This is a genomic window from Pantoea graminicola, assembly GCF_048452665.1.
Classification (GTDB): domain Bacteria; phylum Pseudomonadota; class Gammaproteobacteria; order Enterobacterales; family Enterobacteriaceae; genus Pantoea.
The window spans coordinates 18,028-41,724 of the sequence record NZ_JBLWSJ010000008.1 but is presented as its reverse complement, the minus strand read 5'-3'; the positions used below and the strand labels follow the sequence as shown (position 1 = coordinate 41,724).

The window sequence follows — 23,697 nt, the reverse complement described above, 5'->3', positions numbered from 1 at the left end:
CAGGCGAACGCAACAGCGCGACGACGGCGTTTTTTCTCTGGTAAACGGTGCTTATGGACGTTTCTGAACTGCTCGATGGTTTGAATGACAATCAGCGCGCTGCCGTTGCGGCTCCGCGCAGTAACCTGCTGGTGCTGGCAGGCGCGGGCAGTGGCAAAACGCGGGTGCTGGTGCATCGCATTGCGTGGCTGATGTCGGTCGAGAACTGCTCACCCTATTCCATTATGGCGGTGACCTTTACCAACAAAGCGGCGGCGGAAATGCGTCACCGTATCGAGCAGCTGATTGGCACCAGCCAGGGCGGCATGTGGATCGGGACGTTTCACGGTCTGGCGCATCGTCTGCTGCGCGCCCACCATCTTGATGCCGGTCTGCCACAGGACTTTCAGATCCTCGACAGCGAAGATCAGCTGCGCCTGCTCAAGCGTCTGATCAAATCGATGAACCTTGATGAGAAGCAGTGGCCTGCGCGTCAGGGCATGTGGTACATCAACGGTAAAAAAGATGAAGGCCTGCGGCCGAAGCATATCGAAAGCTACGGCAACCCGATCGAGCAGACCTGGCTGCGCATCTATCAGGCTTATCAGGAAGCGTGCGATCGCGCCGGATTAGTCGATTTTGCTGAGCTGCTGCTGCGCGCCCATGAGCTGTGGCTTAACAAGCCGCACATCCTTAATCACTACCGCGAACGCTTTACCAACGTGCTGGTGGATGAGTTTCAGGATACCAACAACATTCAGTACGCCTGGATCAGGATGCTGGCGGGCGACAGCGGCCGGGTGATTATCGTGGGCGACGATGACCAGTCGATCTACGGCTGGCGCGGCGCGCAGGTCGAGAATATCCAGCGCTTTCTGCAGGATTTCCCCGCAGCAGAAACGATCCGACTGGAGCAGAACTACCGCTCGACCAACAATATCCTCAAAGCCGCCAACGCCCTGATCGCCAACAATAATGGCCGTCTGGGCAAAGAGCTCTGGACTGAAGGCAGCGACGGCGAACCGATCTCCATCTACTGTGCCTTTAATGAGCTGGATGAAGCGCGCTTTGTGGTAAATCGTATCAAGGTCTGGATGGAGAACGGCGGCGCACTCAACGACTGCGCGATCCTCTATCGCAGCAACGCCCAGTCGCGCGTGCTGGAAGAGGCGCTGCTGCAGAGCAGCCTGCCGTACCGCATCTATGGCGGTATGCGCTTCTTCGAACGTCAGGAGATCAAAGATGCGCTCTCCTATCTGCGTCTGATGGCGAACCGCAATGATGACGCCGCCTTTGAACGTGTGGTTAACACCCCGACACGCGGCGTGGGCGATCGTACGCTGGATGTGGTGCGTCAGACGGCCCGTGAACGCCAGATGACGCTGTGGCAGGCAACCCGCGAACTGCTGCAGAGCCGTGCGCTGGCGGGTCGCGCCGCCTCCGCCCTGCAACGCTTCTGTGAGCTGGTCGATTCACTGGCCACCGAAACCGCCGATTTACCGCTGCATGTTCAGACCGACCGGGTTATCAAAGACTCCGGCCTGTGGCTGATGTATGAGCAGGAGAAAGGTGAGAAGGGCCAGGCGCGCATCGAAAACCTTGAGGAGCTGGTGACCGCCACACGTCAGTTCAGCTATCAGGATGAAGATGAGGATCTGATGCCGCTGCAGGCCTTCTTATCCCATGCGGCGCTGGAGGCAGGCGAAGGTCAGGCCGACAAATGGCAGGATGCGGTTCAGCTGATGACGCTGCACTCGGCGAAAGGGCTGGAGTTCAGCCAGGTGTTCATCGTCGGCATGGAAGAGGGCATGTTCCCGAGCCAGATGTCGCTGGACGAAGGCGGGCGGCTGGAAGAGGAGCGTCGTCTGGCCTACGTCGGCGTGACCCGGGCCATGCTCAAACTGACGCTGACCTACGCCGAAACCCGCCGACTCTATGGTAAGGAAGTGTATCACCGGCCTTCCCGTTTTATCGGTGAGCTGCCGGAAACCTGCATCGAAGAGGTGCGTCTGCGCGCCAGCGTCAGCCGTCCGGTGAACCATCAGCGGATGGGTGCGCCGGTGACCAAAAATGACAGCGGATTCGCGCTGGGCCAGCGTGTTCACCACGCTAAATTTGGTGAAGGCACCATCATCAATCTGGAAGGCAGCGGCGAGCACAGCCGTCTGCAGGTGGCGTTTCAGGGGCAGGGAATCAAGTGGCTGGTGGCGGCCTACGCGAAGCTGGAAACGCTTTAGCGTGCGGTTGACGGCTTTTTCGTCTCAGCGTAACATGCGCCCACTATTATCATGAGAGGACAATGCCTTGGACACGCCCAGTCGATGCTGGCTCAATGACCTGTTTAGCAGGCATAACATCTAAGGCTACCTCTTTACGCGGGTAGCCTTAGCGGTTATCAGCGACCTCCCTTTTGATTCCGTCGCACGAGTCAGCACTGATTTACCTTTGAAACTCTGTTTCCGTGTTCAGGTTGCCGGTTCCTGTTGAGGAACGGCGGACAGCCTTGTCCCATTTAGTCTGCAATGGGGAGTATTGCTATGCTGAGCGCATTTAAACTGGATCGCAGCCGCCTGACGCGACTGGAGCTGGAAGACGAAAACGACAAACTGACCACCTCGGTCTGGGTCGATCTGATCGAGCCGGAAGAGGGCGAACGTGACCGGGTGCAGTCCGAACTGGGCCAGAGCCTGGCGACACGGCCTGAGCTGGAAGATATTGAGGCCTCGGCGCGTTTCTTCGAAGATGAAGATGGTCTGCATATCCACTCCTTCTTCTTCTATGAAGATGCTGACGATCATGCCGGTAACTCCACCGTGGCATTCACCATCCGTGAAGGCCGGCTCTATACGCTGCGCGAACGTGAACTGCCCGCGTTTCGTCTTTACCGCATGCGCGCCCGCAACCAGACCCTGATCGACGGCAACGCCTTTGAGCTGCTGCTCGATCTGTTTGAGACCAAAATCGAGCAGCTGGCGGACGAGATCGAGAACATCTACAGCGCGCTGGAGAAACTCAGCCGGGTGATCATGGAAGGTCAGCAGGGCGAAGAGTACGATCAGGCGCTGTCACGGCTGGCTGAGCTGGAAGATATCGGCTGGAAGGTGCGCCTCTGTCTGATGGATACCCAGCGCGCCCTGAACTTCCTGGTGCGTAAAGCGCGGCTGCCGGGCAACCAGCTGGAGCAGGCGCGCGAAATCCTGCGCGATATCGAATCGCTGCTGCCGCATAACGAGTCGCTGTTCCAGAAGGTGAACTTCCTGATGCAGGCGGCGATGGGCTTTATCAACATCGAGCAGAACCGCATCATCAAGATCTTCTCGGTGGTTTCCGTGGTCTTCCTGCCGCCGACCCTGGTGGCTTCCAGCTACGGAATGAACTTCGAATTTATGCCGGAACTGAAGTGGAGCTTTGGCTATCCCGGCGCGATTGGCCTGATGATTCTGGCCGGCCTCGCGCCCTATCTCTACTTCAAGCGTAAAAACTGGCTGTAATAACGTAGCGGGCCATCTGAGATGGCCCGTTTTACTGGCTCCCGTCCTCTTTTCTGCGTAATCTCACCCTTCTGTTTTTACAAATAATTAACTTCTTATGGATGCTCTGTCATTGCCTGTGCAGTGGACGCTGCTGCTACTGATCTCGGTGCTGCTCGGCGCGGTGCTGCACGTTTTCCATGTGCCAGCCGCGCTGCTGCTGGGGCCGATGGTTGTCGGTGTCGTAATGGGGCTGTCGGGCGCTACGCTGCGGATTGATAAACGGCTGTTCCTGCTGGCTCAGGCCGTGCTGGGCTGTATGATCGCCCGGAGCCTGTCGCCGTCGATCCTGACGCCGCTGATTCAGGAGTGGCCGATTATTGTGATGGTGCTGCTGCTGACGCTGGCGGCCAGCGGCCTCTCCGGCTTTCTGCTGGTGCGCTTCAGCCATCTGCCCGGTCCGACCGGCGCCTGGGGATCGTCGCCGGGTGGCGCGTCGGCGATGGTGGCGATGGCGGGTGACTTCGGTGCGGACGTGCGGCTGGTGGCGTTTATGCAGTATCTGCGGGTGCTGTTTGTCGCGTCAGCGGCGGCGCTGGTGGCGCGCATCGGGCTGGGCGATCAGGCGCACAGCGTGTCGTTAGCCTGGTTTCCCGCCCTGAATTACGGTTTTGCGCTGACCCTGGTGATAATGCTGACGGGCGCGTGGCTGGGCACCCGTCTGCGCATCCCCTCTGGCGCGCTGCTGCTGCCTGCGCTGGCTGGCGCGCTGCTGAACGGCAGCGATCTTGTGGCGTTGCAGGTGCCGGAATGGCTGCTGGCGGTGGCTTACGCGCTGATTGGCTGGAGCGTGGGGCTGCGCTTTACCCGACCGATTTTCCTGCTGGCCCTGCGTACGCTGCCACAGATGCTGGCCTCGATCTTCGGGCTGATGCTGTTATGTGGCGGGCTGGCGTGGATGCTGACGCAGATGCTGGATATCGATCTGATGACCGCCTATCTCGCCACCAGCCCTGGCGGACTGGACACGGTGGCGATTATTGCGGCAGGCACCCAGGTCAACATGGCGTTTGTGATGGCGTTACAGACGCTGCGTCTTTTTACCATCCTGCTGACCGGGCCAGCGTTAGCCCGCTTTATTTCACGCTATGCGCGGACGGGCACGGAGTGAAAACGCCACCGCGTCGCAGATAAACACCAGCAGCGCCAGCCAGATGAAGCCGAACGTGACCATCTTGTCCGGCGTGATCGTTTCACCGTAAAACGCGACGGCCAGGATGAACATCAGCGTCGGGCCAAGATACTGAAAGAAGCCGACGGTCGAGAGCCGCAGTCGGGTACAGGCTGCGGCAAACAGCATCAGCGGGATGGTGGTGACAATGCCCGCTGCGATCAGCATCAGGTTGAGACTGAGCGGATTCGCGGAGAGATGGCTGGTGCTGCTGTCGGCAAAGCCAAACAGATAGAGCGCCGCCAGTGGAAACAGCCACAGGGTTTCAATCAGCATACCGCTCTGCGCATCGACCTGAATCTTCTTACGCATCAGCCCATACACGGCAAAACTCAGCGCCAGACCGAGCGCAATGATCGGCAGCGAGCCAAACTGCCACAGCTGCACCAGCACGCCGACGGCAGCCAGCAGCACCGCCAGCCATTGCAGGCGTCGAAAACGCTCACGCAGAAACAGCATACCGAACACCACATTGATCAGTGGGTTAATAAAGTAGCCCAGGCTGGCTTCCAGCATATGCTGATTGTTGACCGCCCAGATAAACAGCAGCCAGTTGCCACCAATCGTCAGTGCGGTGACCGCCAGCAGCAGCACTTTTCTGGGTTGCCGCACTACCGAGCGGACTGTCGGCCAGCTGCGGCTTGCGGTGATCAGCAGCAGCATAAAGAGTGCAGACCAGATCACCCGATGTGTCATGATCTCCGTTGCCGGAACCTGCTTTACCAGCTTGAAATAGGCGGGCGCGATGCCCCAGATAAAATAAGCGCCCAGGGCAAAAAAGATGCCCTGGCGGGTCTGTTGCGTATCCATGTGAAATCCAGAAATGATTAGCCGATCAGATAGGTGGCGGTAGCGGTGGCGATATAGTCACCCTGTTGATTGTGCAGCTCTACGCGCGCCACGGCGACTTTGTTTCCGGCGCGCAGCAGGCTGCTGGTGGCGGTAAAACGCTCGCCGCGTCCGGGGCGTAGATAGTCGACGCGCATATCGATGGTGCCCATGCGCGACAGCCGGTGACGCAGATCCGCTTCGCTGATGCTCTCCTGACGGGTTAAGGCATTGCTGACGCAGACCATGCCCGCCGCCACGTCCAGCACGGCTGCGATCACGCCGCCGTGCAGGATCTGCTGCACCTGGTTGCCTACCAGCATGCTTTTGTTACTGAAGCTGATCTCGGCGTAGTCGGCGTCAAGGCGCATCAGCTCCAGGCCCAGCGCCTGATTAAACGGCATGTGATAAACGAAAATTTCGCCGACCAGCTGGCGAGCGTCCTGCGGTGTCAGCACGGGTGATGACATGATGATGTGTCCTGAAAAAATCGGGCCAGAGGGGCGCGGAACGTTAATGAGTTGTGTATTCTATGCCGCCTGCGGGGGTGTTTCCAGTTTAAGAAATCAGCACTCATGCTCACTGCCATTTGCGTGTAGAATGGCCTGCTTTTTACGACACCCTTTCAGTTATTTTGATACGCAGCGCTCACCGGAGAATTTTATGCGTAAGCATCGCGCCTTGCTGGCGGCTATGTTGATCTTCCCTGCGCTGGCGCAGGCGGATGAAGCCCAGATTAAAGAGGTTCATGACGCGCCAGAGGTTCAGGGAAGCATTATTGCTAACCTGCTGGAGAAGCACGATAACCCCTTTGTTCTCTACCCGTATGAGAACAACTATCTGCTTTATACCTACACCAGCGATATGAACAAAGAGGCGATCTCCTCTTATAACTGGGGAGAAAATGCCCGCAAGGATGAGGTGAAATTCCAGCTCAGCCTGGCGTTTCCGCTGTGGCGCGGCATTCTGGGCGACAACTCGGTGCTGGCCGCGTCCTATACCCAGCGCTCCTGGTGGCAGCTGTCGAATCGCGGCGAGTCATCGCCTTTCCGTGAAACCAACTATGAGCCGCAGATTTTTCTGGGCTGGGCCACGGACTATTCGCTGGCAGGCTGGACACTGCGTGATGTGGAAGTGGGTCTGAATCATGAATCCAACGGACGCAGCGACCCGACCTCACGAAGCTGGAACCGCGTTTATGCGCGTCTGATGGCCGAGAACGGAAACTTCCTGGTGGAGATCAAGCCCTGGTATCGTATCCCTGACGGGGCCAACAACGATGACAATCCCGATATCACCAAATATATGGGTTATTATCGCACCCGTCTGGGCTATAAACTGGGCGACAACATCTTCAGCGTAGAGGGCAACTATAACTGGAACAGCGGTTATGGCGGCGCCACCCTGGGCTGGAGCTACCCTATCAGCGAGCACGTTCGCTTCTATACTCAGGTATTCAGCGGCTACGGTGAATCACTGATCGATTACAACCATCGCCAGACGCGTCTGGGTGTGGGTGTAACGCTTAACGACTTGTTCTAATCCCTAACGTAAGACAGGAATCGCGTGGCAACCTCGGCAGTTCTCAATCAGGAAGCGCTGGCGCAGCAGGTATTACAGGATACCTTCGGCTACCAGCAGTTTCGTCCCGGTCAGCAGACGATCATTAATGAGGCGCTGAACGGGCGCGATTGTCTGGTGGTTATGCCCACCGGCGGCGGTAAATCGCTCTGTTATCAGATCCCGGCGCTGGTGCGCGAGGGGCTGACGCTGGTGGTTTCCCCGCTGATCTCACTGATGAAAGACCAGGTCGATCAGCTGCTGGCGAATGGCGTGGCGGCTGCCTGTCTTAATTCCACTATGACGCGCGAGCAGCAGCAGGCCGTGATGGCGGACTGCCGCACGGGTCGGGTTAAGCTGCTCTATATCGCTCCTGAGCGTCTGATGATGGATAACTTCCTGGAGAATCTGGCGCACTGGCAACCCGCGATGCTGGCGGTGGATGAAGCGCACTGTATCTCTCAGTGGGGCCACGATTTCCGGCCGGAATATGGCGCACTCGGCAGGATGCGTCAGCGTTTCCCGGCGTTACCGGTGATGGCGCTGACCGCCACCGCAGACGAAACCACCCGCAACGATATCGTTAACCTGCTGCATATGCAGGACCCGCTGATCCAGATCAGCAGTTTTGACCGCCCCAACATTCGCTACACCCTGGTGGAGAAGTTCAAGCCCACCGATCAGCTGCTGCGCTACGTGCAGGATCAGCGTGGCAAATGCGGCATTATCTACTGCAACAGCCGGGCGAAGGTGGAGGACACCGCCGCGCGTCTGCAAAGCCGGGGATTCAGCGTCGGGGCATACCACGCCGGGATCGACAGCGAACAGCGCAGCCGGGTGCAGGAAGCGTTTCAGCGTGACGATCTGCAGATCGTGGTGGCGACGGTCGCCTTCGGAATGGGCATCAACAAGCCTAACGTCCGGTTTGTGGTGCACTTCGACATCCCCCGCAACATCGAGTCCTACTATCAGGAAACCGGGCGCGCCGGTCGGGATGGCCTGCCGGCAGAAGCGATGATGCTTTACGATCCGGCGGATATGGCCTGGCTGCGTAAATGCCTGGAAGAGAAAGTGCCCGGGCCGCTGCAGGATATCGAACGCCACAAGCTTAATGCCATGGGCGCGTTCGCTGAGGCGCAGACCTGCCGTCGTCTGGTGCTGCTGAACTATTTCGGTGAGGGTCGCCAGCAGCCGTGCGGTAACTGCGATATCTGTCTCGATCCGCCCAAGCGTTATGACGGTCTGGTCGAGGCGCAAAAAGCGCTCTCCGGCATCTATCGCGTCGGTCAGCGATTCGGGATGGGCTACATCGTCGAGGTGCTGCGCGGGTCGAACAACCAGCGTATCCGCGAACAGGGCCACGACAAACTGCCGGTCTACGGGCTGGGTAAAGATCAGAGCCACGAACACTGGGTCAGCGTGTTGCGTCAGCTCATCCACCTGGGGCTGGTGACGCAGAACATCGCCATGCATTCCGCCCTGCAGCTCACTGAAGCGGCGCGTCCGGTACTGCGGGGCGAAGTGCCCCTGATGCTGGCGGTGCCGCGTCTGATTACCGCGAAAACCAAAAGCAGCGGCCCGGCGAAGTTTCAGGGTGGCAACTACGATCGCAAACTGTTCGCCAAGCTGCGTAAGCTGCGAAAAGCGATTGCGGATGAAGAGAATATTCCGCCTTATGTGGTGTTTAACGACGCCACGCTGATAGAGATGGCAGAGCAGATGCCGGTCAGCGCCTCAGAGATGCTGAGCGTTAACGGCGTCGGGCATCGCAAACTGGAGCGCTTTGGTAAACCTTTCCTGGTGATGATCAAAGAGCATCTCGATGAAGAGTAAAGGACACTGATTATGCTGATGTTATTTGCAACGGTCGCGCTGGTGCATCTGGTGGCGCTGATGAGCCCCGGCCCCGATTTCTTTTTCGTGTCGCAAACTGCCGCCAGCCGCTCCCGTAAAGAGGCGATGATGGGAGTGCTGGGCATCACGCTGGGGATTGTGGTCTGGGCGGGCGTGGCGCTGATGGGCCTTCATCTGATCCTGGAAAAAATGGCCTGGCTGCATCAGATCATCATGGTCGGTGGCGGACTCTATCTGCTGTGGATGGGCTGGCAGCTGATGTGCTCGGCCCGCCAGCGTCACAAACAGCCGCAGCAGGATGAGCCGGTGGTGGAACTGCCAAAACGCGGCATGAGCTTTCTTAAGGGGCTGCTGACCAACCTGTCGAACCCGAAAGCCATTATCTATTTCGGCAGCGTTTTCTCGCTGTTCGTCGGTGATGATGTGGGTGCAGCGGAGCGCTGGGGCCTGTTCCTGCTGATTATCGGCGAAACCTTTGCCTGGTTTGCGCTGGTGGCGGCTATCTTTGCGCTGCCGTGGATGCGGGCGAAGTATCAGCGTCTGGCCAAGTGGGTCGATGGCATGGCCGGCGTGCTGTTTGCTGGTTTCGGTATCCACCTTATTATCTCGCGTTAAGCCCGGACCCTGATCTTTCTGCCGGAATGCGCCTGGCGCGACCGGCAGAAAGCTCATCCTCTGCCGTTTCTCTCTGATTTGCCGCCCGCGATTTTGTCCTTTCTCTGCCACAGCCGCAGATAAATCCTCATCATTTGTTAAATAGTGAAACGCGTGCCTCTGGTAGGGTCGGTGCGTATGGCCTGTTGATATGAAGAGGATAACCAGAATCAAAACCCTGTTACTGCTGCTCATCGCAGCCGCGCTCAGCGCCTGTGCCTCGCCGGAGGCCACGCCTCCACCGGCACCAGAACCGGCCAGAAAAGAGAGGGTGTCGGCGATCCTGGCGCAGGCACCACCGCTGTCAGCGCCGCAGGGCGAGAGAATCGCGCAGATCTCCGCCGCCTTTCTCGGGACGCCTTATCAGGCGCATACGCTTAAGGGTTCACCGGATATCCCCGAAATGCTGGTAGTGAATTTTCACGGCGTGGACTGCTTCACGCTGCTGGATTACGTTCAGGCACTGAGTCACAGCCGCGACCGCGCCAGCTTTGAGGCGAACCTGATCCGCACCCGCTATGCGGGCGGCGAGGTGCGTTACCTGAACCGCCGCCACTTCTTCTCTGACTGGTTCGCGGAAACGCCGCGTAATGCCGATGATATGACGCGCAGCCTCAGCCCGCAGGCGGTGACGGTCGTGAAGTTGCTGAATCGCGAGGTGCGCGGAAAACCGCAGGTGCCCGGCCTCGGCGTGATCTCCCGCCGCATTACCTATCTGCCCGCGAAAGCCATCACGCCCCAGGTGCTGGCGCAGATCCGCACCGGCGATTACGTGGGGGTTTACGCCACCGCGCCGGGGCTGGATGCCACCCATGCCGGCATCGCGGTGCGGCATGATGGCCGGTTATGGTTCAGAAATGCCTCTTCGCTCGCCGCCACGCGCAAAGTGGTTGATATGCCTTTCCGGGAATATATGCGGTCTAAGCCGGGGATCATTGTCCTGCGCGCGCTGCCGGTGAGTGCGCCTTAACGGCGAGGCAGGAAGAGGGGAAGAGCGGCGCCGACCCGGGCAGGTCGGCGCGCAGGACTCAGGCGATCTTTCTGGCACTGGCGAGCAGTGCGCCCACCGCCATAAAGAGTCCGCCAAAAATACGGTTCATTAACTTCATCTGGCGGGGACCTTTAATCCAGCCGGCAATCCGGGTCGCCAGCGTGGCGTAGCCAATCATCACGATGATATCCACCACCACGGTCGTTACGCCCAGCACCAGATACTGCATAAAGAGCGGCTGATGCGGCTGGATAAACTGCGGAAACAGGGCGGCGAGAAAGACGATACTTTTCGGGTTAGTCAGGTTAACCAGCACGGCGCGTTTGAACAGACGACGACGTGGCATCGCTCTGGCAACGGCATCCAGATCGATCCCGCCTGCGGAGCGCCACTGCTGGATACCCAGCCAGACCAGATAGGCCGCACCGGCCCACTTCAGGATTTCGAACGCCAGCAGCGACTGAGAAAACAGCGCGCCCAGCCCGATACCCACCAGCACGATATGCAGCGCCAGTCCGACCTGCAGGCCAGAGATCGACGCCACCGTGCCACGGTAGCCGTGGCTGATCCCGGTACTCATGGTGTTAATGGCACCGGAACCCGGCGACAGGCTGAGAATTGTTGTGGTAAGCAGATAGGTCAGCCACCATTCGATGGTCATGGGTCAGGCTCTCATTAGTAGCGGAATTGTGACACAATACGCCAGAATTAAGCGCGGCGCTACGGCCTGCACAGGGCATTCAGGACCCGGTATCCGGTCAACAGGAGGGCGAATGGATCAACATAAAGCCAGCTGGCTGAGACGGGAAAAAGCCTTTGCGGCCTTCGCCACCGGGCCGCTGCTCGACTTCTGGCACCGCCGCGAAGAGTGTGAATTCACCGGCGTCGGCAATCTGACGCTGCGCTACGTGCGTTTCACATCACCGCAACATCAGCGTGTGATCCTGATTGTGCCGGGACGCATCGAGAGCTACATAAAATATCCTGAGCTGGCCTACGATCTGTTCCACTGCGGGTTTGATGTGATCATTCTGGATCATCGCGGTCAGGGACGATCCGATCGCCTGCTGGAAGATACCCATCGCGGCCATGTGGCAGAATTTACCCACTATGTGGACGATCTGGAAACGCTCTATCTGAAAGAGATCGTCAGCGGTCACTATCAGCAGCGCTACGCGCTGGCGCACTCCATGGGAGGGGCGATCTTAACGCTGTTTCTGGCGCGTCAGCCGCAGGCTTTTCATGCGGCGGCGCTGGTGGCGCCGATGTTTGGCATCGCGTTACCGTTGCCCTCATTTCTGGCCCACCGGATCCTGGACTGGGCGGAGAAGCGACCGGTCGTGCGTGATGGCTATGCGCTGGGCACCGGACGCTGGCGCGCCCACCCGTTTGGCATTAACCGGCTGACACACAGTGCCGAGCGTTACCGGCGCAATCTGCGGTTTTATGCGGACGACCCGGCGCTTCGCATGGGCGGGCCGACCTATCATTGGGTGCGTGAAGGCATCCATGCGGGTCGCAACATTCTCAGCCAGGTTGATAAGATCACCACGCCGCTGCTGCTGCTGCAGGCCAGCGATGATCGGGTGGTCGACAATCGCTCGCAGGATCTGTTCTGTGCCGCGATGGCCGCGGCGGGTCATCCGTGTGAAGGCAACACGCCACGGGTGATCGACGGTGCGCGTCACGAGATCCTGTTTGAAAAAGATGAGATGCGTGCCGAGGCACTCAATGCAGTGGTCGACTTTTTTTCATCGCATCACTGACGTTATTTATCCGACCGGTTAACACCGGCTGAACCAGCTATCCGAGGTTTTCATGTATCACATCGTTGCATCCGATCTGGATGGCACGCTGCTCTCTCCCGAACATCGCCTGACCCCTTTTGCGCGTGAAACGCTGCAGCAGCTGGTCGCGAAACAGATTCACTTTATTTTCGCCACCGGTCGTCACCATATCGATGTGGGCCAGATGCGCGACAGCCTGGCGATTCCGGCCTATATGATCACCTCAAACGGCGCACGCGTACACAACGCCCGCGGTGAGCTGGTGTTCAGCCACAATCTGGATGAGGATATCGCCAGCGATCTGTTCGGCCTGCAATATCATCACAGCGATATCCTGACGCACGTTTATCGCGACGATGAGTGGTTTGTCAGCCGTTCCAGCCCGGCTGAGCAGGACTATTTCCGCGAGTCGGTGTTTAACTACCAGGTCTATGAGCCGGGTCTGCTGCCCACCGATAACATCAGCAAGGTCTTTTTCACCTGTGAAAATCCTGAGCATCTGATCCCGATGGAGCAGGCTATTGAAGCGCGCTGGGGCGACCGGGTGAATGTCAGCTTCTCGCTGCCGACCTGTCTGGAAGTGATGGCGGGCGGCGTATCGAAGGGCCATGCGCTGGAAGCGGTCGCGAAACAGCTGGGCCACTCGCTGGAAAATTGCATCGCCTTTGGCGATGGCATGAATGACGTGGAGATGCTGAGCATGGCCGGAAAGGGCTATATCATGCAGAACGCGCATCAGCGGCTGAAAGAGACGTTGCCGGAGCTGGATGTGATTGGTTCCAATGCCGATGACGCGGTGCCGCAGACGCTGCGCACGCTCTATCTGGCTTAAGCCATCCGCATAAAAAAGGGCCGGTTATCCGGCCCTTTTTTTATTGCCTACAGGCAGGGCTCTTTTTGTGCCGGTGTTCGCTGACCATGGTCAGCAGCAGCAGGACCACCGCCAGCACGCAGCCGGCAATCATCACCATAAAGCCGCCGTCCCAGCCGAAGTAGTCGACGGTATAGCCCACGATGGCGCTGGCGGCGACAGAGCCGCCCAGGTAGCCGAACAGGCCGGTAAAGCCTGCCGCCGTTCCCGCGGCTTTTTTCGGTGCCAGCTCCAGCGCGTGCAGACCAATCAGCATCACCGGGCCGTAGATCAGGAAGCCGATCACGATCATGCAGGTCATATCGACCCCGGGGTTGCCCGCCGGATTGAGCCAGTAGATCACGGTCGCAATGGTCACCAGCGTCATAAAGAAGACCCCGGTCGCGCCACGGTTGCCGCGGAAGACTTTGTCCGACATCCAGCCGCAGAGCAGCGTCCCCGGAATCCCCGCATATTCATACAGGAAGTAGGCCCACGAGGACTTATCCAGCGTGAAGTGTTTCACCTCGCGCAGATAGGTCGGCGACCAGTCCAGGATGCCGTATCGCAGCAGATAGACAAACACGTTAGCCAGTGCGATGTACCACAGCAGCTTATTCGGCAGCACATATTTCATGAAGATCTGTTTTGCCGTCAGCTCCTCTTCGTGGCTGGCGTCATAGTCGGGTGGATAGTCGTTTTTGTACGCCTCAATCGGGGGCAGACCGCAGGATTGCGGGGTATCGCGCATCAGCGCAAAGGCCAGAATCGCAATCGCAATGGCACCGAAGGCTGGCATATAGAGTGCCGCTTTCCAGTCGTTAAACCACGCCATCCCGAGCAGGAACAGCAGCGGCGGAATACCGCCGCCCACGTTATGCGCACAGTTCCAGACCGAGACGATTCTGCCGCGCTCCTTCTGCGACCACCAGTGCACCATGGTGCGTCCGCAGGGCGGCCAGCCCATGCCCTGGAACCAGCCACAGATAAACAGCAGCACGAACATCACCATGATGCTGGAGGTGGCCCAGGGAACGAACCCCATGATCAGCATCACGGCGGCGGCCAGAATCAGACCGGCCGGTAAAAAGACGCGCGGATTCGAGCGGTCAGAGACGGATCCCATGATGAACTTAGAGAAGCCGTAGGCAATGGAAATGCCCGACAGGGCAAAGCCCAGGTCGCCGCGTGAAAAACCCTGTTCGACCAGATAGGGCATGGCGAGCGCAAAGTTTTTCCTGACCAGATAGTAGGCCGCATAACCAAAAAAGATCCCGATGAAAATTTGCCAGCGCAGACGACGGTAGAGAGGATCGATGCGATCCTCCGCCACCTGCGGCTGACGTGGTGCAGGTTTAAAAATACTCAGCATTAGTGAGGCCCTCCAGGGCACATTATGGTTTTAATTCCCAGCAGGTTGGGGCAGGACGTGGACAGAATAAAATGGACAAAAGATGTTCCATTTCGCGCAAAGAATAGTGTCAGTTGCACAACGTTACTGTGATGAATGACACATTTGTTACAGTTTTATTACAGGTGAGAGCGAAAATGATCACGAGATGGATCATTTCGCGCATTTTGTCTGGCTGAAAACCGATTCCGGCGACAGTTATGTCAGGACGTGTAAATAGCCGCAGAAACGGCTGTTCCGGTCGCCTGGTTTATAACCGGATGTCAACCAGATTTTGCAGCCTCGCGGCGACACATTGTTTACACTGACGGCCTGTTCATTTCGGGATCGTTACCGTGTTCTTACTGATTATTACCACTATTCTGTGGGCCTTTTCGTTCAGCCTGATTGGCGAATACCTCGCCGGTCAGGTGGACAGCTGGTTCTCTGTGCTGATGCGACTGGCGCTGGCTGCGCTGGTGTTTTTACCCTTTCTGCGCTGGCGCGGCTATCGGCCGTCAACGCTGCTGCTTTACATGCTGGTGGGGATGCTGCAGCTGGGCGTGATGTATCTGCTGAGCTTTGAAGCCTATCTCTACCTCAGCGTGTCGGAGTTCCTGCTGTTTACGGTGATGACGCCGCTCTATGTGACGCTGATTTATGACCTGATCAGCCGTCGTCCATTGCGCATCGGCTACATCTTCAGTGCGCTGCTGGCGGTGGCCGGGGCGGCGATTATCCGCTATGACAAAGTCAGCGATCATTTCTGGTTTGGTCTGCTGCTCGTGCAGCTCGCCAACATCTGCTTCGCGGCGGGAATGGTGGGGTATAAGCGTCTGCAGGAGACCCGGCCTATGCCGCAGCACACCGCCTTCTCCTGGTTTTATCTGGGCGCGGTCGCGATCGCGGTGCTCGCCTGGTCCGCCTGGGGTAATCCACAGAAATTGCCGACTACCTCGCTGCAGTGGGGCATTCTGGTCTGGCTGGGCGTGGCGGCGTCCGGGCTTGGCTATTTTATGTGGAACTACGGGGCGACGCAGGTCGATGCCGGCACGCTGGGCATTATGAACAATATGCACGTTCCCGCCGGACTGCTGGTCAATCTGGCTATCTGGCAGGAGAAACCGCACTGGCCGAGCTTTATCGCGGGCGCGCTGGTGATCGTCGCCTCGCTGTGGGTGCATAAGCGCTGGGTAGTCGGGCGGCGCGATCGATAAACCGGTGAATGTATCTACACCGATGCTGAACCGGCGGGCTGATGCCGGTTCAGCCTTCAGGACTGACGTAGTCGCCTCGTAAAGCACCGCCATCTTTTTTCGTCGTCCGGGCCATCCTGGCCCGGGCACTTCGCCGTTCAGGCGCGTCACCCCTGAAGCGTTAACGACTTCTTCGTGCTTATTGGTACAGGCAGAGGAGTGGGCGATATCCAGGAAGTTAATGGGGTTAATTGCCTGTAGAACTAGTCTGTCTGGCTGCAAGGGATTCGTGTCTTGCTTAATCCCCCATCAGAAACTGAATACTATCCGCCAGCCCAGGCTCACACGACAGGTTAGTCATCGATCGATAGCATACCAACAGGAACCAGAACCGTTATTCGCCAGGCTCCTGATGACTATTGCGTCAGACAATCAGAGTGCATACCGGGTGTGCTGATCAATAAAGCGCTAAGCAGAAAAACGTTTGCCACCGTGTTCAAACCTGAATGTTTGAACACGGTAACGTGCTGGCCCGCGAGGGAGAAAACCTCGCGAATAAGGTAAATAAACCGACGGTGAAGGCATTGGAATGGATGGATGTCCAGCTCAGGACATCGCCCGCTCTTTCCGACCGTATGGCACGTGATCAGGCAGGCTTCTCGCTCTTAGGGCGCTGAATCATCGTCAGCCCTTTCAGGAAGTTACGCAGAATCTGATCGCCGCATTCGCGGTAGTTTTTATGGTCAGGCTTGCGGAAAATCGCGCCGACTTCGGCCTGCGAAACCGTAAAGTTCGCGCGCTTCAGCACCTCAGGAATGTCGGTGGTTTTCAGATCGAAAGCGATGCGCAGCTTCTTCATGAAGATGTTGTTGGTCATTTTGCGCTCGATGGATGGCGCAGGCGCATCTTCACTTTTACCGCGACGGTAGTAGATCAGACCATTCAGGAAATACCCCATCAGCACGTCAGGGCAGGGGCGAAACGCGGCGTCGTCCTCTTTTTTCAGCCAGGCCTGAATATCTGTCTGCGGCACGTCGCACTCTGCCAGCGCAAAAATCTCCACCATTTTCGCATCGCTCAGGTTAAGCATGTAGCGCACGCTGCGCAGAATATCGTTGTTAGTCATGGTGAAATCTTCTCATGGTCGGTCGACAGGCTGCGCATTATAGGGGATTTTGCCCGCGCCCGCGCAGGTTTGTGCCGATCGGCTTAACGCTGCAGCACGGCGCCTGGTCGCGCGGCATCGCGCACAAAGGGCAGATGCTCACAGGCGTGCTGGCGGGCAAAGCGGATAAAGGCTTCCAGCACCGGCTGGCGCTGTTCGCCGTCGCGCACTGCGGCATAGAGGCGGCTCCAGAGACCCTCGCCCAGCGTGCGGGTCACGACCAGCCCCTGCTTCTCAAAGCTCTCGACCACCCAGTGCGGCAGCGCGGCAATGCCCATGCGCGCGGAAACCATCTGAATCATCAGCAGCGTGTTATCCACATTTTTCAGCGCCGGGCTGACGCCAGCGGGCTGCAGGAAGTGACGCCAGATATCCAGACGCTGACGCTGGACCGGGTAGATCATCAGGACCTCATCGGCCAGATCTTCCGGTGAGATCTGCTCCAGCTGCGCCAGCGGATGATCCGTTGCCAGCACCAGCCGCACCTCAAAATCAAACATCGGCGAGTAGAACAGACCCGAGCGTGCCAGGATATCGGAGGTCAGTACCACATCCAGCTCACCCTGTTGCAGCGCGGGCTGAGGATCAAAGGTCACGCCCGATTTGAAATCCATCACCACCTGCGGCCAGCTCTGACGGAATTTATCCAGCGCCGGGGTCAGCCACTGAATGCAGCTGTGGCACTCGATAGCGACCCGCAGCGTGGTCTGATGCGGTTGGTCGCAGGCCTGGAGTGCCTGCTGGATTTGCGGCAGCACCTGCTCTGCCAGTTGCAGCAGGATATCACCCTGCGGGGTAAAACGCAGCGGCTGACTTTTACGCACAAACAGGCGGAATCCCAGACGCTGCTCCAGATCGCTGAACTGGTGAGACAACGCCGATTGCGTCTGATGGAGCTGGGCCGCTGCCGCAGCCAGCGATCCCGTATTGCGCAGAGCCTGAAGCGTCCGCAGGTGCTTGAGTTCGATCATGAGTGTCCTTCACATCGAAAATGAACATATTGCGCTTGAGCAACATACAGTACCCGCAGAGTATAGCAGTGTAAACATCTGGACGGCTAAACATCTTTGACTGCCCGGTTAAAGCACCGTGAACCTTTCTCTGGAGACTGGCACATGACTATCCTCAATCATACCCTCGGTTTTCCCCGTATTGGCCTGCATCGTGAACTGAAAAAAGCACTGGAGCGTTACTGGGCGGGCGACAGCACCCAGGCGGCGCTTCTGGCGACAGGGCGCGAGCTGCGCGCACGTCACTGGCAGCAACAGAAAGAAGCTGGCGTCGATCTGCTGCCGGTGGGGGATTTCGCCTGGTATGATCATGTGCTGACCACCAGCCTGATGCTGGGCAATGTGCCTGAACGCCATCAGAACCCGGCGGGCACGATTGACCTCGACACGCTGTTCCGCCTCGGCCGGGGACGCGCCCCCTCCGGCGAACCCGTCGCGGCGGCCGAGATGACCAAATGGTTTAACACCAACTATCACTATCTGGTGCCGGAATTCAGCCGGGATCAGACCTTTAAGCTGAGCTGGACGCAGCTGCTGGATGAGGTGGATGAGGCACTGGCGCTGGGGCATAACATCAAGCCGGTGCTGCTGGGCCCGGTGACCTATCTGTGGCTGGGCAAGGTCAAAGGCGCGCCGTTTGAGCGTCTGTCGCTGCTGACGGCGATCCTGCCCGTCTATCAGCAGCTGCTGGCGGAACTGGCTAAGCGTGGCATTGAGTGGGTCCAGATTGATGAACCGGCACTGGCCCTTGAGCTGCCGCAGGCGTGGCGCGACGCTTTTCAACCGGCCTATGACGCCCTGCAGGGTCACTGCAGGCTGCTGCTGACCACCTATTTTGACAGCATCGGGCAGAACCTTGAGGTGATCCGCAGGCTGCCGGTGCAGGGGCTGCATGTGGATCTGGTGCATGGGGATGACGATATTGAGCAGCTGCATCAGCAGTTGCCCGCCAGCTGGCTGCTGTCGCTGGGCGTCATCAACGGACGCAACGTCTGGCGCACCGATCTGCGCCACTGGTTTGATCGCCTGCAACCGCTGGTCGCCCGGCGTCAGTTACTCTGGATCGGCTCCTCCTGCTCTCTGCTGCACAGCCCGATCGACCTCAGCACTGAAACGCATCTGGATGAGGAGGTCAGAAGCTGGCTGGCTTTTGCGCTGCAGAAGTGTGCTGAGCTGTCGCTGCTGAGCCAGGCGCTGAACCGCAACGAGGCAGCGTCGCTGGACGCCTGGAGCGCGCCGGTTCGCGCCCGCGCCCACTCCCGCCGGGTGCACAATGCGGCAGTGACGCAGCGTCTGCAGGCCATTACGCCCGAACAGAGCACACGCCAGAGCGCCTGGCCGGTGCGGAGTCGCCTGCAGCATCAGCGACTGCGCCTGCCCGCCTGGCCTGCCACTACCATCGGCTCTTTTCCACAGACCACGGAGATTCGCCGCCTGCGCCTCGACTTTAAGCAGGGGCGGCTCGACAGCAGCCATTATCGCACCGGCATCGCGGAGCATATCAGGCAGGCGATCCGCGAACAGGAGCGGCTGGGGCTGGACGTACTGGTTCACGGTGAAGCGGAACGTAACGATATGGTGGAGTATTTTGGCGAGCATCTGGAGGGATTTGCCTTTACCCGCAATGGCTGGGTGCAGAGCTACGGTTCGCGCTGCGTGAAGCCGCCCGTCATCATCGGCGATGTCAGCCGTCCGGCACCGATCACCGTCGAATGGGCCCGTTATGCGCAGTCGCTGACGAACAGACCGGTCAAAGGCATGCTGACCGGCCCGGTGACAATCCTCTGCTGGTCATTTCCGCGTGAAGATGTGCCACGGGAAACCCTCGCGAAACAGATCGCGCTGGCGCTGCGGGATGAGGTGGCGGATCTGCAGGAGGCGGGTATCGGGATCATTCAGATTGATGAGCCGGCCCTGCGGGAGGGGCTGCCGCTGCATCACTCGGCCTGGGCCGGTTATCTGAACTGGGCGGTGGAGGCTTTCCGGCTGACGGCGGGCGTGGCGCGGGATGAGACCCAGATTCACACCCATATGTGTTACTGCGAGTTCAGCGACATCATGGCGGCAATCGCGGCGCTGGATGCGGATGTGATCACCATTGAAACCGCGCGCTCTGACATGGATCTGCTGGCGTCGTTTGAACACTTCGACTATCCCAATGAGATCGGCCCCGGCGTCTATGATATTCACTCGCCCAATATTCCCAGCGTCGGGGAGATCGAAGCGTTGCTGCTGAAGGCAGCGAAACGCATCCCGGAAGCGCGGCTGTGGGTGAACCCGGACTGTGGTCTGAAAACACGTGGCTGGACGGAAACGCGCCAGGCGCTGGCGAATATGGTACAGGCGGCGAAAAACCTGCGCGGGGAGAGGGTGTAGCCGACGGCCTGACAGTCAAAAACAGGAGCGCAGAAGCGCCCCTGTTTTTCATCTATCGTGAGGTAACACCATACTGCCTGAACCAGGCCAGCATCCGCTGCCAGCCATCCTGGGCGGATTCTGCATGGTAGCTCGGCCGGTAATCAGCATTAAACGCGTGTCCCGCCTCGGGATAAACGATGATCTCGGCGGTGGCATTGGCGGCGTGCAGCGCCTGACGCATCTGCTCGACGCTCTCCAGCGGGATCCCCTCATCCTGACCGCCATACAATCCCAGCACCGGCGCATTGAGATCGACAGCAATATCAATCGGGTGTTTCTGCTGCTTCAGGGTGCGCTCACCCACCAGTCGGCCATACCAGGCGACTGCGGCCCGCAGCTGGGGATTATGCGCGGCATAGAGCCAGCTGATGCGGCCCCCCCAGCAGAAACCGGTGATGCCCATGCGGCGGATGTCGCCGCCGTTACGTGCGGCCCAGTTGGCGGCGTGATCGAGATCGGAGAGCACCTGGCTGTCCGGCACTTTGCTGACCAGTTCGCTGAACAGCGTCGGGATATCGTGATATTCCGACGGATCGCCCTCGCGGAAGTAGAGTTCAGGCGCGATAGCCAGATAACCCTCCAGCGCCAGGCGGCGGCAGATATCCCGGATGTGTTCATGCACACCAAAGATCTCCTGCACCACCAGCACAACAGGCAGTGGGCCGTCTGCGCCCTGCGGCTTAGCGAAGTAAGCTGGCATGTTTTCGCCCTGGCTGGGCACTGAGGTTTCACCCGCATGAATAGCCGGGCTATCGGTCATAATGGTGGTGGTGGCGGTGGGCTGCACGGCAGCGGCAAAGCCGTCCGTCGCCGGTTTTTGTGCCATATTATCACTGGGTTTCATGAGTCTCTCCGTGCAAGCAATTGCGCAATCAGGTAACTATAGCCTGGCTGTAAACCGCGCGCGCCAGGTGCCGGGCCACAGGGTCAGCAGCGAATACAATCCTCCCACTCTTTAACATTGCGCTAACGCTGGCACAGCCTCGCTGCGCACAGTCCCGGTAAAGAAGATGTATTTATGTGATGGTTATCTCAATTTGAATTCTGAAAAATGTAACTTTCATTTTCTTAAGTGAAAGCTGTCACATATTTATCGGGCGTGCTGACGTAAAGTGGCGCAATACTTTCCCTTAACAGGAGTCTGAAAATGACACAGTCTGACGTTTTCCATCTGGGCCTGACTAAAGCCGACCTGCAGGGCGCTACCCTGGCGATTGTGCCCGGCGATCCGGAGCGCGTGAAGAAAATTGCCGGACTGATGGAAGATGCCACGCATCTCGCCTCACACCGTGAATTTACCTCCTGGCTGGCAAAACTGGATGGCAAGCCCGTTGTCGTCTGCTCCACCGGCATCGGTGGTCCTTCCACCTCCATTGCGGTTGAAGAGCTGGCGCAGCTTGGTGTGCGGACCTTCCTGCGCGTCGGCACCACGGGCGCGATCCAGCCTCATATCAACGTCGGCGATGTACTGGTGACAACGGCGTCGGTTCGCCTGGACGGTGCCAGCCTGCACTTCGCACCGATGGAGTTCCCGGCAGTGGCCGATTTCAGTTGCACCACGGCCCTGGTCGCGGCCGCAGAAGCCTGTGGCGCGAAGACCCATATTGGCATCACCGCTTCCTCTGACACTTTCTATCCGGGCCAGGAGCGTTACGACACCGTTTCAGGACGGGTAGTCAGTCGCTTCAAAGGATCGATGAAGGAGTGGCAGGAGATGGGCGTCCTCAACTATGAGATGGAATCCGCTACACTGTTAACCATGTGCGCCAGCCAGGGTCTGCGAGCCGGCATGGTGGCGGGCGTGATTGTGAACCGTACTCAGAAAGAGATCCCGGATGCGGTCACGATGAAACAGACAGAAAGTGACGCAGTGAAGATTGTGGTCGAAGCGGCGCGTCGCTTGCTGTAACGGTCGCGTCAGGCAGCAGGTTTTCCGGGCCCGGAACCTGCTGCTGGTCGTTAACGGCGCGTAGCATCAGTAGAACCTGAGGATGTTTATGCGCCCTACCTTTCCTGCCCGACGTCCTGCCCCTGGCCTCAATCCCGCCGCACTTCATGCGCGGCTGGAACGCAGTGCCGAACGTTTCCGCGCCGCCATGCAACAGGGCGACTATGCGCTGGCCGCCCGCTGCTGTGAAGAGGTGCTGCGGTCAATGCCGAATCAGATGCAGGTTCTGAGCGACTATGCTCTCTGCCTGCTGCGTCTGGGCCAGCATGCCAAAGCGTACAAAACCTATCAGAAGATCCTTCAGTCGCCACCTGCGGTGCAGGCCACCGCCTCCGAAACCTGGCTGGATGGCTTAACCGAAGTGTGCGGCTGGCTGAATAAACGCGAGGAGGTAGCGCAGTATGGGCTGGCCTCGCTGATGCGCTCGGATGTGCGTTTCAGTCAGGGGCAGCGCGCAGCGTTTCCGGCCCCGCAGCCCGAACCCGCCGATCTCAGCCAGCCAGAGCAGAACGTTATCGCCTTCTCTCTGTATGGCGATCAGCCTCGCTACTGTGAAACCTTAATTAAAAACGTGGAAGTGGCACCGGCGCTCTATCCCGGCTGGAGCTGTCTTATCTATCTCGACGACAGCGTGCCGCAGCATGTCTGGCAGCGTCTGGATCAGCCACACGTCAGGCTGATCGATATGTCGCACGAGAAAACGCTCTATCCAACCCTGTGGCGTTTTCTGGTGCTCGACGATCCGCAGGTGAAACGCTTTATCGTGCGCGATGCCGACTCGCTGCTCTCGGAGCGGGAAGCCGCAGCGGTTAACGCCTGGCTCGCCTCGCCTTACTGGTTCCACCATATGCGTGATTACTTCTCGCATACCGAACTGCTGCTGGCGGGCATGTGGGGCGGCTGTCACGGCGTCTTCCGGGACGTGGAGCAGGCGATGCGCGATTTCATTGCGCAGTATCAGGGGAGCCAGCGCTTCACCGACCAGTATTTCCTGAAGGTGGCGCTATGGCCGACGGTGCGTGAAAGTCTTCTGAGCCACGATGAAATTTTCCATTTTCATCAGGCCCGTCCCTGGCCTGACCATGCCCCCGTACGCTGGCAGACGCCCCATTTCCATGTGGGCAGCAATGCCGGGTTTGCCAGTATGACCGGTAAATCGGCGGCGGCGGATGGCAGCCGCCAGCGCGTTGCAATCACCGCCGGAGAGAGGACCTGGCACTATCTGGCGCAGGTCAGCAAGGGCGAGTGGCAGCTGCCCATGCCGTTCTTTCTCATCGACGAGTGGCAGGCGGGAAGGCTACTGGTAGCGGCTCTCTAAGGCGCTGAATCCCGGTAAAATTATCTGGACATTCATACAGTGCGACTC

Annotated in this window: 21 protein-coding genes; 14 read left to right on the top strand and 7 right to left on the bottom strand. The window is 58.8% G+C overall.

What is annotated here, in order from left to right:
• The first annotated feature begins 53 nt into the window (after positions 1-53).
• The 4 genes from uvrD to ACNY69_RS17205 all read left to right on the top strand — a co-directional run bounded on the left by uvrD (position 54) and on the right by ACNY69_RS17205 (position 4,620).
• Positions 54-2,216: a DNA helicase II gene (uvrD, locus tag ACNY69_RS17220; protein ID WP_128085406.1), complete on the top strand. Its 2,163-nt coding sequence runs from the start codon at positions 54-56 to the stop codon at positions 2,214-2,216.
• A 67-nt stretch (positions 2,217-2,283) separates the two neighbouring features.
• The gene (gene ysgD, locus ACNY69_RS17215) at positions 2,284-2,340 is read left to right on the top strand and encodes a YsgD/CorL family protein (RefSeq protein ID WP_353887304.1); all 57 of its coding nucleotides are present in this window, start codon (positions 2,284-2,286) and stop codon (positions 2,338-2,340) included.
• Positions 2,341-2,516: 176 nt separating this feature from the next.
• Positions 2,517-3,470: a magnesium/cobalt transporter CorA gene (corA, locus tag ACNY69_RS17210; RefSeq protein ID WP_111139770.1), complete on the top strand. Its 954-nt coding sequence runs from the start codon at positions 2,517-2,519 to the stop codon at positions 3,468-3,470.
• Between the two features lie 97 nt (positions 3,471-3,567).
• Positions 3,568-4,620, top strand: coding sequence for an AbrB family transcriptional regulator (locus ACNY69_RS17205; protein ID WP_293774085.1), 1,053 nt, complete (start codon positions 3,568-3,570; stop codon positions 4,618-4,620).
• Here ACNY69_RS17205 and rarD read toward each other — a convergent pair.
• Together rarD and ACNY69_RS17195 are read right to left on the bottom strand one after the other, a co-directional pair.
• Complete coding sequence (gene rarD, locus ACNY69_RS17200) at positions 4,591-5,490, bottom strand: EamA family transporter RarD (RefSeq protein WP_111139765.1); 900 nt, start codon at positions 5,488-5,490, stop codon at positions 4,591-4,593. The two genes, ACNY69_RS17205 and rarD, sit on opposite strands and share 30 nt — an antisense overlap.
• Positions 5,491-5,507: 17 nt before the next feature.
• Entirely contained in the window at positions 5,508-5,978 is a 471-nt protein-coding gene (locus ACNY69_RS17195) for a thioesterase family protein (protein ID WP_111139764.1), read from the bottom strand.
• 193 nt (positions 5,979-6,171) lie between these two features.
• Here ACNY69_RS17195 and pldA point away from each other — a divergent pair, with 193 nt between their 5' ends.
• From pldA to ACNY69_RS17175, 4 genes are all read left to right on the top strand, one after another.
• Positions 6,172-7,050 (top strand): phospholipase A, encoded by an 879-nt coding sequence (gene pldA, locus ACNY69_RS17190; protein WP_111139763.1) that lies wholly within the window; start codon positions 6,172-6,174, stop codon positions 7,048-7,050.
• A 24-nt stretch (positions 7,051-7,074) separates the two neighbouring features.
• Entirely contained in the window at positions 7,075-8,901 is a 1,827-nt protein-coding gene (recQ, locus tag ACNY69_RS17185; protein ID WP_111139762.1) for an ATP-dependent DNA helicase RecQ, read from the top strand.
• 12 nt (positions 8,902-8,913) lie between these two features.
• On the top strand, positions 8,914-9,537 hold the full coding sequence (gene rhtC / locus ACNY69_RS17180; protein WP_111139761.1) for a threonine export protein RhtC: 624 nt from the start codon (positions 8,914-8,916) through the stop codon (positions 9,535-9,537).
• Positions 9,538-9,727: 190 nt separating this feature from the next.
• Positions 9,728-10,546, top strand: coding sequence for a DUF1460 domain-containing protein (locus tag ACNY69_RS17175; protein ID WP_418799314.1), 819 nt, complete (start codon positions 9,728-9,730; stop codon positions 10,544-10,546).
• Positions 10,547-10,604: 58 nt separating this feature from the next.
• Here ACNY69_RS17175 and rhtB read toward each other — a convergent pair whose 3' ends face one another.
• The gene (rhtB, locus tag ACNY69_RS17170) at positions 10,605-11,228 is read right to left on the bottom strand and encodes a homoserine/homoserine lactone efflux protein (protein WP_111139759.1); all 624 of its coding nucleotides are present in this window, start codon (positions 11,226-11,228) and stop codon (positions 10,605-10,607) included.
• Positions 11,229-11,340: 112 nt separating this feature from the next.
• Here rhtB and pldB point away from each other — a divergent pair, with 112 nt between their 5' ends.
• On the top strand, positions 11,341-12,333 hold the full coding sequence (pldB, locus tag ACNY69_RS17165; RefSeq protein ID WP_418799312.1) for a lysophospholipase L2: 993 nt from the start codon (positions 11,341-11,343) through the stop codon (positions 12,331-12,333).
• Between the two features lie 52 nt (positions 12,334-12,385).
• Positions 12,386-13,186 carry a sugar/pyridoxal phosphate phosphatase YigL gene (yigL, locus tag ACNY69_RS17160; RefSeq protein WP_293774095.1) on the top strand — a complete coding sequence of 267 codons (801 nt, stop codon included), beginning with the start codon at positions 12,386-12,388 and terminating at the stop codon, positions 13,184-13,186.
• Between the two features lie 40 nt (positions 13,187-13,226).
• Here the strand turns inward: yigL and glpT are convergent, their stop codons facing one another.
• Positions 13,227-14,576 (bottom strand): glycerol-3-phosphate transporter, encoded by a 1,350-nt coding sequence (gene glpT / locus ACNY69_RS17155; RefSeq protein ID WP_418799310.1) that lies wholly within the window; start codon positions 14,574-14,576, stop codon positions 13,227-13,229.
• Positions 14,577-14,950: 374 nt separating this feature from the next.
• Here glpT and ACNY69_RS17150 point away from each other — a divergent pair, with 374 nt between their 5' ends.
• On the top strand, positions 14,951-15,811 hold the full coding sequence (locus tag ACNY69_RS17150) for a carboxylate/amino acid/amine transporter (protein WP_111139755.1): 861 nt from the start codon (positions 14,951-14,953) through the stop codon (positions 15,809-15,811).
• Between the two features lie 625 nt (positions 15,812-16,436).
• Here ACNY69_RS17150 and ACNY69_RS17145 read toward each other — a convergent pair.
• Together ACNY69_RS17145 and metR are read right to left on the bottom strand one after the other, a co-directional pair.
• A complete protein-coding gene (locus ACNY69_RS17145; protein WP_418799308.1) occupies positions 16,437-16,916 on the bottom strand; it encodes a YehS family protein in 480 nt (159 codons plus the stop codon).
• Between the two features lie 83 nt (positions 16,917-16,999).
• Entirely contained in the window at positions 17,000-17,926 is a 927-nt protein-coding gene (gene metR, locus ACNY69_RS17140; protein WP_111139753.1) for an HTH-type transcriptional regulator MetR, read from the bottom strand.
• Between the two features lie 144 nt (positions 17,927-18,070).
• Here metR and metE point away from each other — a divergent pair, with 144 nt between their 5' ends.
• Positions 18,071-20,341, top strand: coding sequence for a 5-methyltetrahydropteroyltriglutamate--homocysteine S-methyltransferase (metE, locus tag ACNY69_RS17135; protein WP_418799306.1), 2,271 nt, complete (start codon positions 18,071-18,073; stop codon positions 20,339-20,341).
• 52 nt (positions 20,342-20,393) lie between these two features.
• Here the strand turns inward: metE and ACNY69_RS17130 are convergent, their stop codons facing one another.
• Entirely contained in the window at positions 20,394-21,227 is an 834-nt protein-coding gene (locus ACNY69_RS17130) for a dienelactone hydrolase family protein (RefSeq protein WP_418799304.1), read from the bottom strand.
• A 303-nt stretch (positions 21,228-21,530) separates the two neighbouring features.
• Between ACNY69_RS17130 and udp the strand changes: the two genes are divergently transcribed.
• The gene (gene udp, locus ACNY69_RS17125; RefSeq protein WP_111139750.1) at positions 21,531-22,292 is read left to right on the top strand and encodes a uridine phosphorylase; all 762 of its coding nucleotides are present in this window, start codon (positions 21,531-21,533) and stop codon (positions 22,290-22,292) included.
• An 88-nt stretch (positions 22,293-22,380) separates the two neighbouring features.
• Positions 22,381-23,649, top strand: a complete 1,269-nt coding sequence (locus ACNY69_RS17120) for a tetratricopeptide repeat protein (RefSeq protein ID WP_418799302.1) — start codon at positions 22,381-22,383, stop codon at positions 23,647-23,649.
• Positions 23,650-23,697 lie beyond the last annotated feature (48 nt).

Bases quoted from the DNA above. Each gene is read 5' to 3' on its own strand.
- rarD (WP_111139765.1), bottom strand. From the start codon at position 5,490: ATGGATACGCAACAGACCCGCCAGGGCATCTTTTTTGCCCTGGGCGCT.
- ACNY69_RS17195 (WP_111139764.1), bottom strand. From the start codon at position 5,978: ATGTCATCACCCGTGCTGACACCGCAGGACGCTCGCCAGCTGGTCGGC.
- ACNY69_RS17130 (WP_418799304.1), bottom strand. From the start codon at position 21,227: ATGAAACCCAGTGATAATATGGCACAAAAACCGGCGACGGACGGCTTT.
- pldB (WP_418799312.1), top strand. From the start codon at position 11,341: ATGGATCAACATAAAGCCAGCTGGCTGAGACGGGAAAAAGCCTTTGCG.
- udp (WP_111139750.1), top strand. From the start codon at position 21,531: ATGACACAGTCTGACGTTTTCCATCTGGGCCTGACTAAAGCCGACCTG.
- metE (WP_418799306.1), top strand. From the start codon at position 18,071: ATGACTATCCTCAATCATACCCTCGGTTTTCCCCGTATTGGCCTGCAT.
- ACNY69_RS17120 (WP_418799302.1), top strand. From the start codon at position 22,381: ATGCGCCCTACCTTTCCTGCCCGACGTCCTGCCCCTGGCCTCAATCCC.
- yigL (WP_293774095.1), top strand. From the start codon at position 12,386: ATGTATCACATCGTTGCATCCGATCTGGATGGCACGCTGCTCTCTCCC.
- ACNY69_RS17145 (WP_418799308.1), bottom strand. From the start codon at position 16,916: ATGACTAACAACGATATTCTGCGCAGCGTGCGCTACATGCTTAACCTG.
- uvrD (WP_128085406.1), top strand. From the start codon at position 54: ATGGACGTTTCTGAACTGCTCGATGGTTTGAATGACAATCAGCGCGCT.
- rhtB (WP_111139759.1), bottom strand. From the start codon at position 11,228: ATGACCATCGAATGGTGGCTGACCTATCTGCTTACCACAACAATTCTC.
- pldA (WP_111139763.1), top strand. From the start codon at position 6,172: ATGCGTAAGCATCGCGCCTTGCTGGCGGCTATGTTGATCTTCCCTGCG.
- rhtC (WP_111139761.1), top strand. From the start codon at position 8,914: ATGCTGATGTTATTTGCAACGGTCGCGCTGGTGCATCTGGTGGCGCTG.
- metR (WP_111139753.1), bottom strand. From the start codon at position 17,926: ATGATCGAACTCAAGCACCTGCGGACGCTTCAGGCTCTGCGCAATACG.
- glpT (WP_418799310.1), bottom strand. From the start codon at position 14,576: ATGCTGAGTATTTTTAAACCTGCACCACGTCAGCCGCAGGTGGCGGAG.
- ACNY69_RS17175 (WP_418799314.1), top strand. From the start codon at position 9,728: ATGAAGAGGATAACCAGAATCAAAACCCTGTTACTGCTGCTCATCGCA.
- corA (WP_111139770.1), top strand. From the start codon at position 2,517: ATGCTGAGCGCATTTAAACTGGATCGCAGCCGCCTGACGCGACTGGAG.
- ACNY69_RS17205 (WP_293774085.1), top strand. From the start codon at position 3,568: ATGGATGCTCTGTCATTGCCTGTGCAGTGGACGCTGCTGCTACTGATC.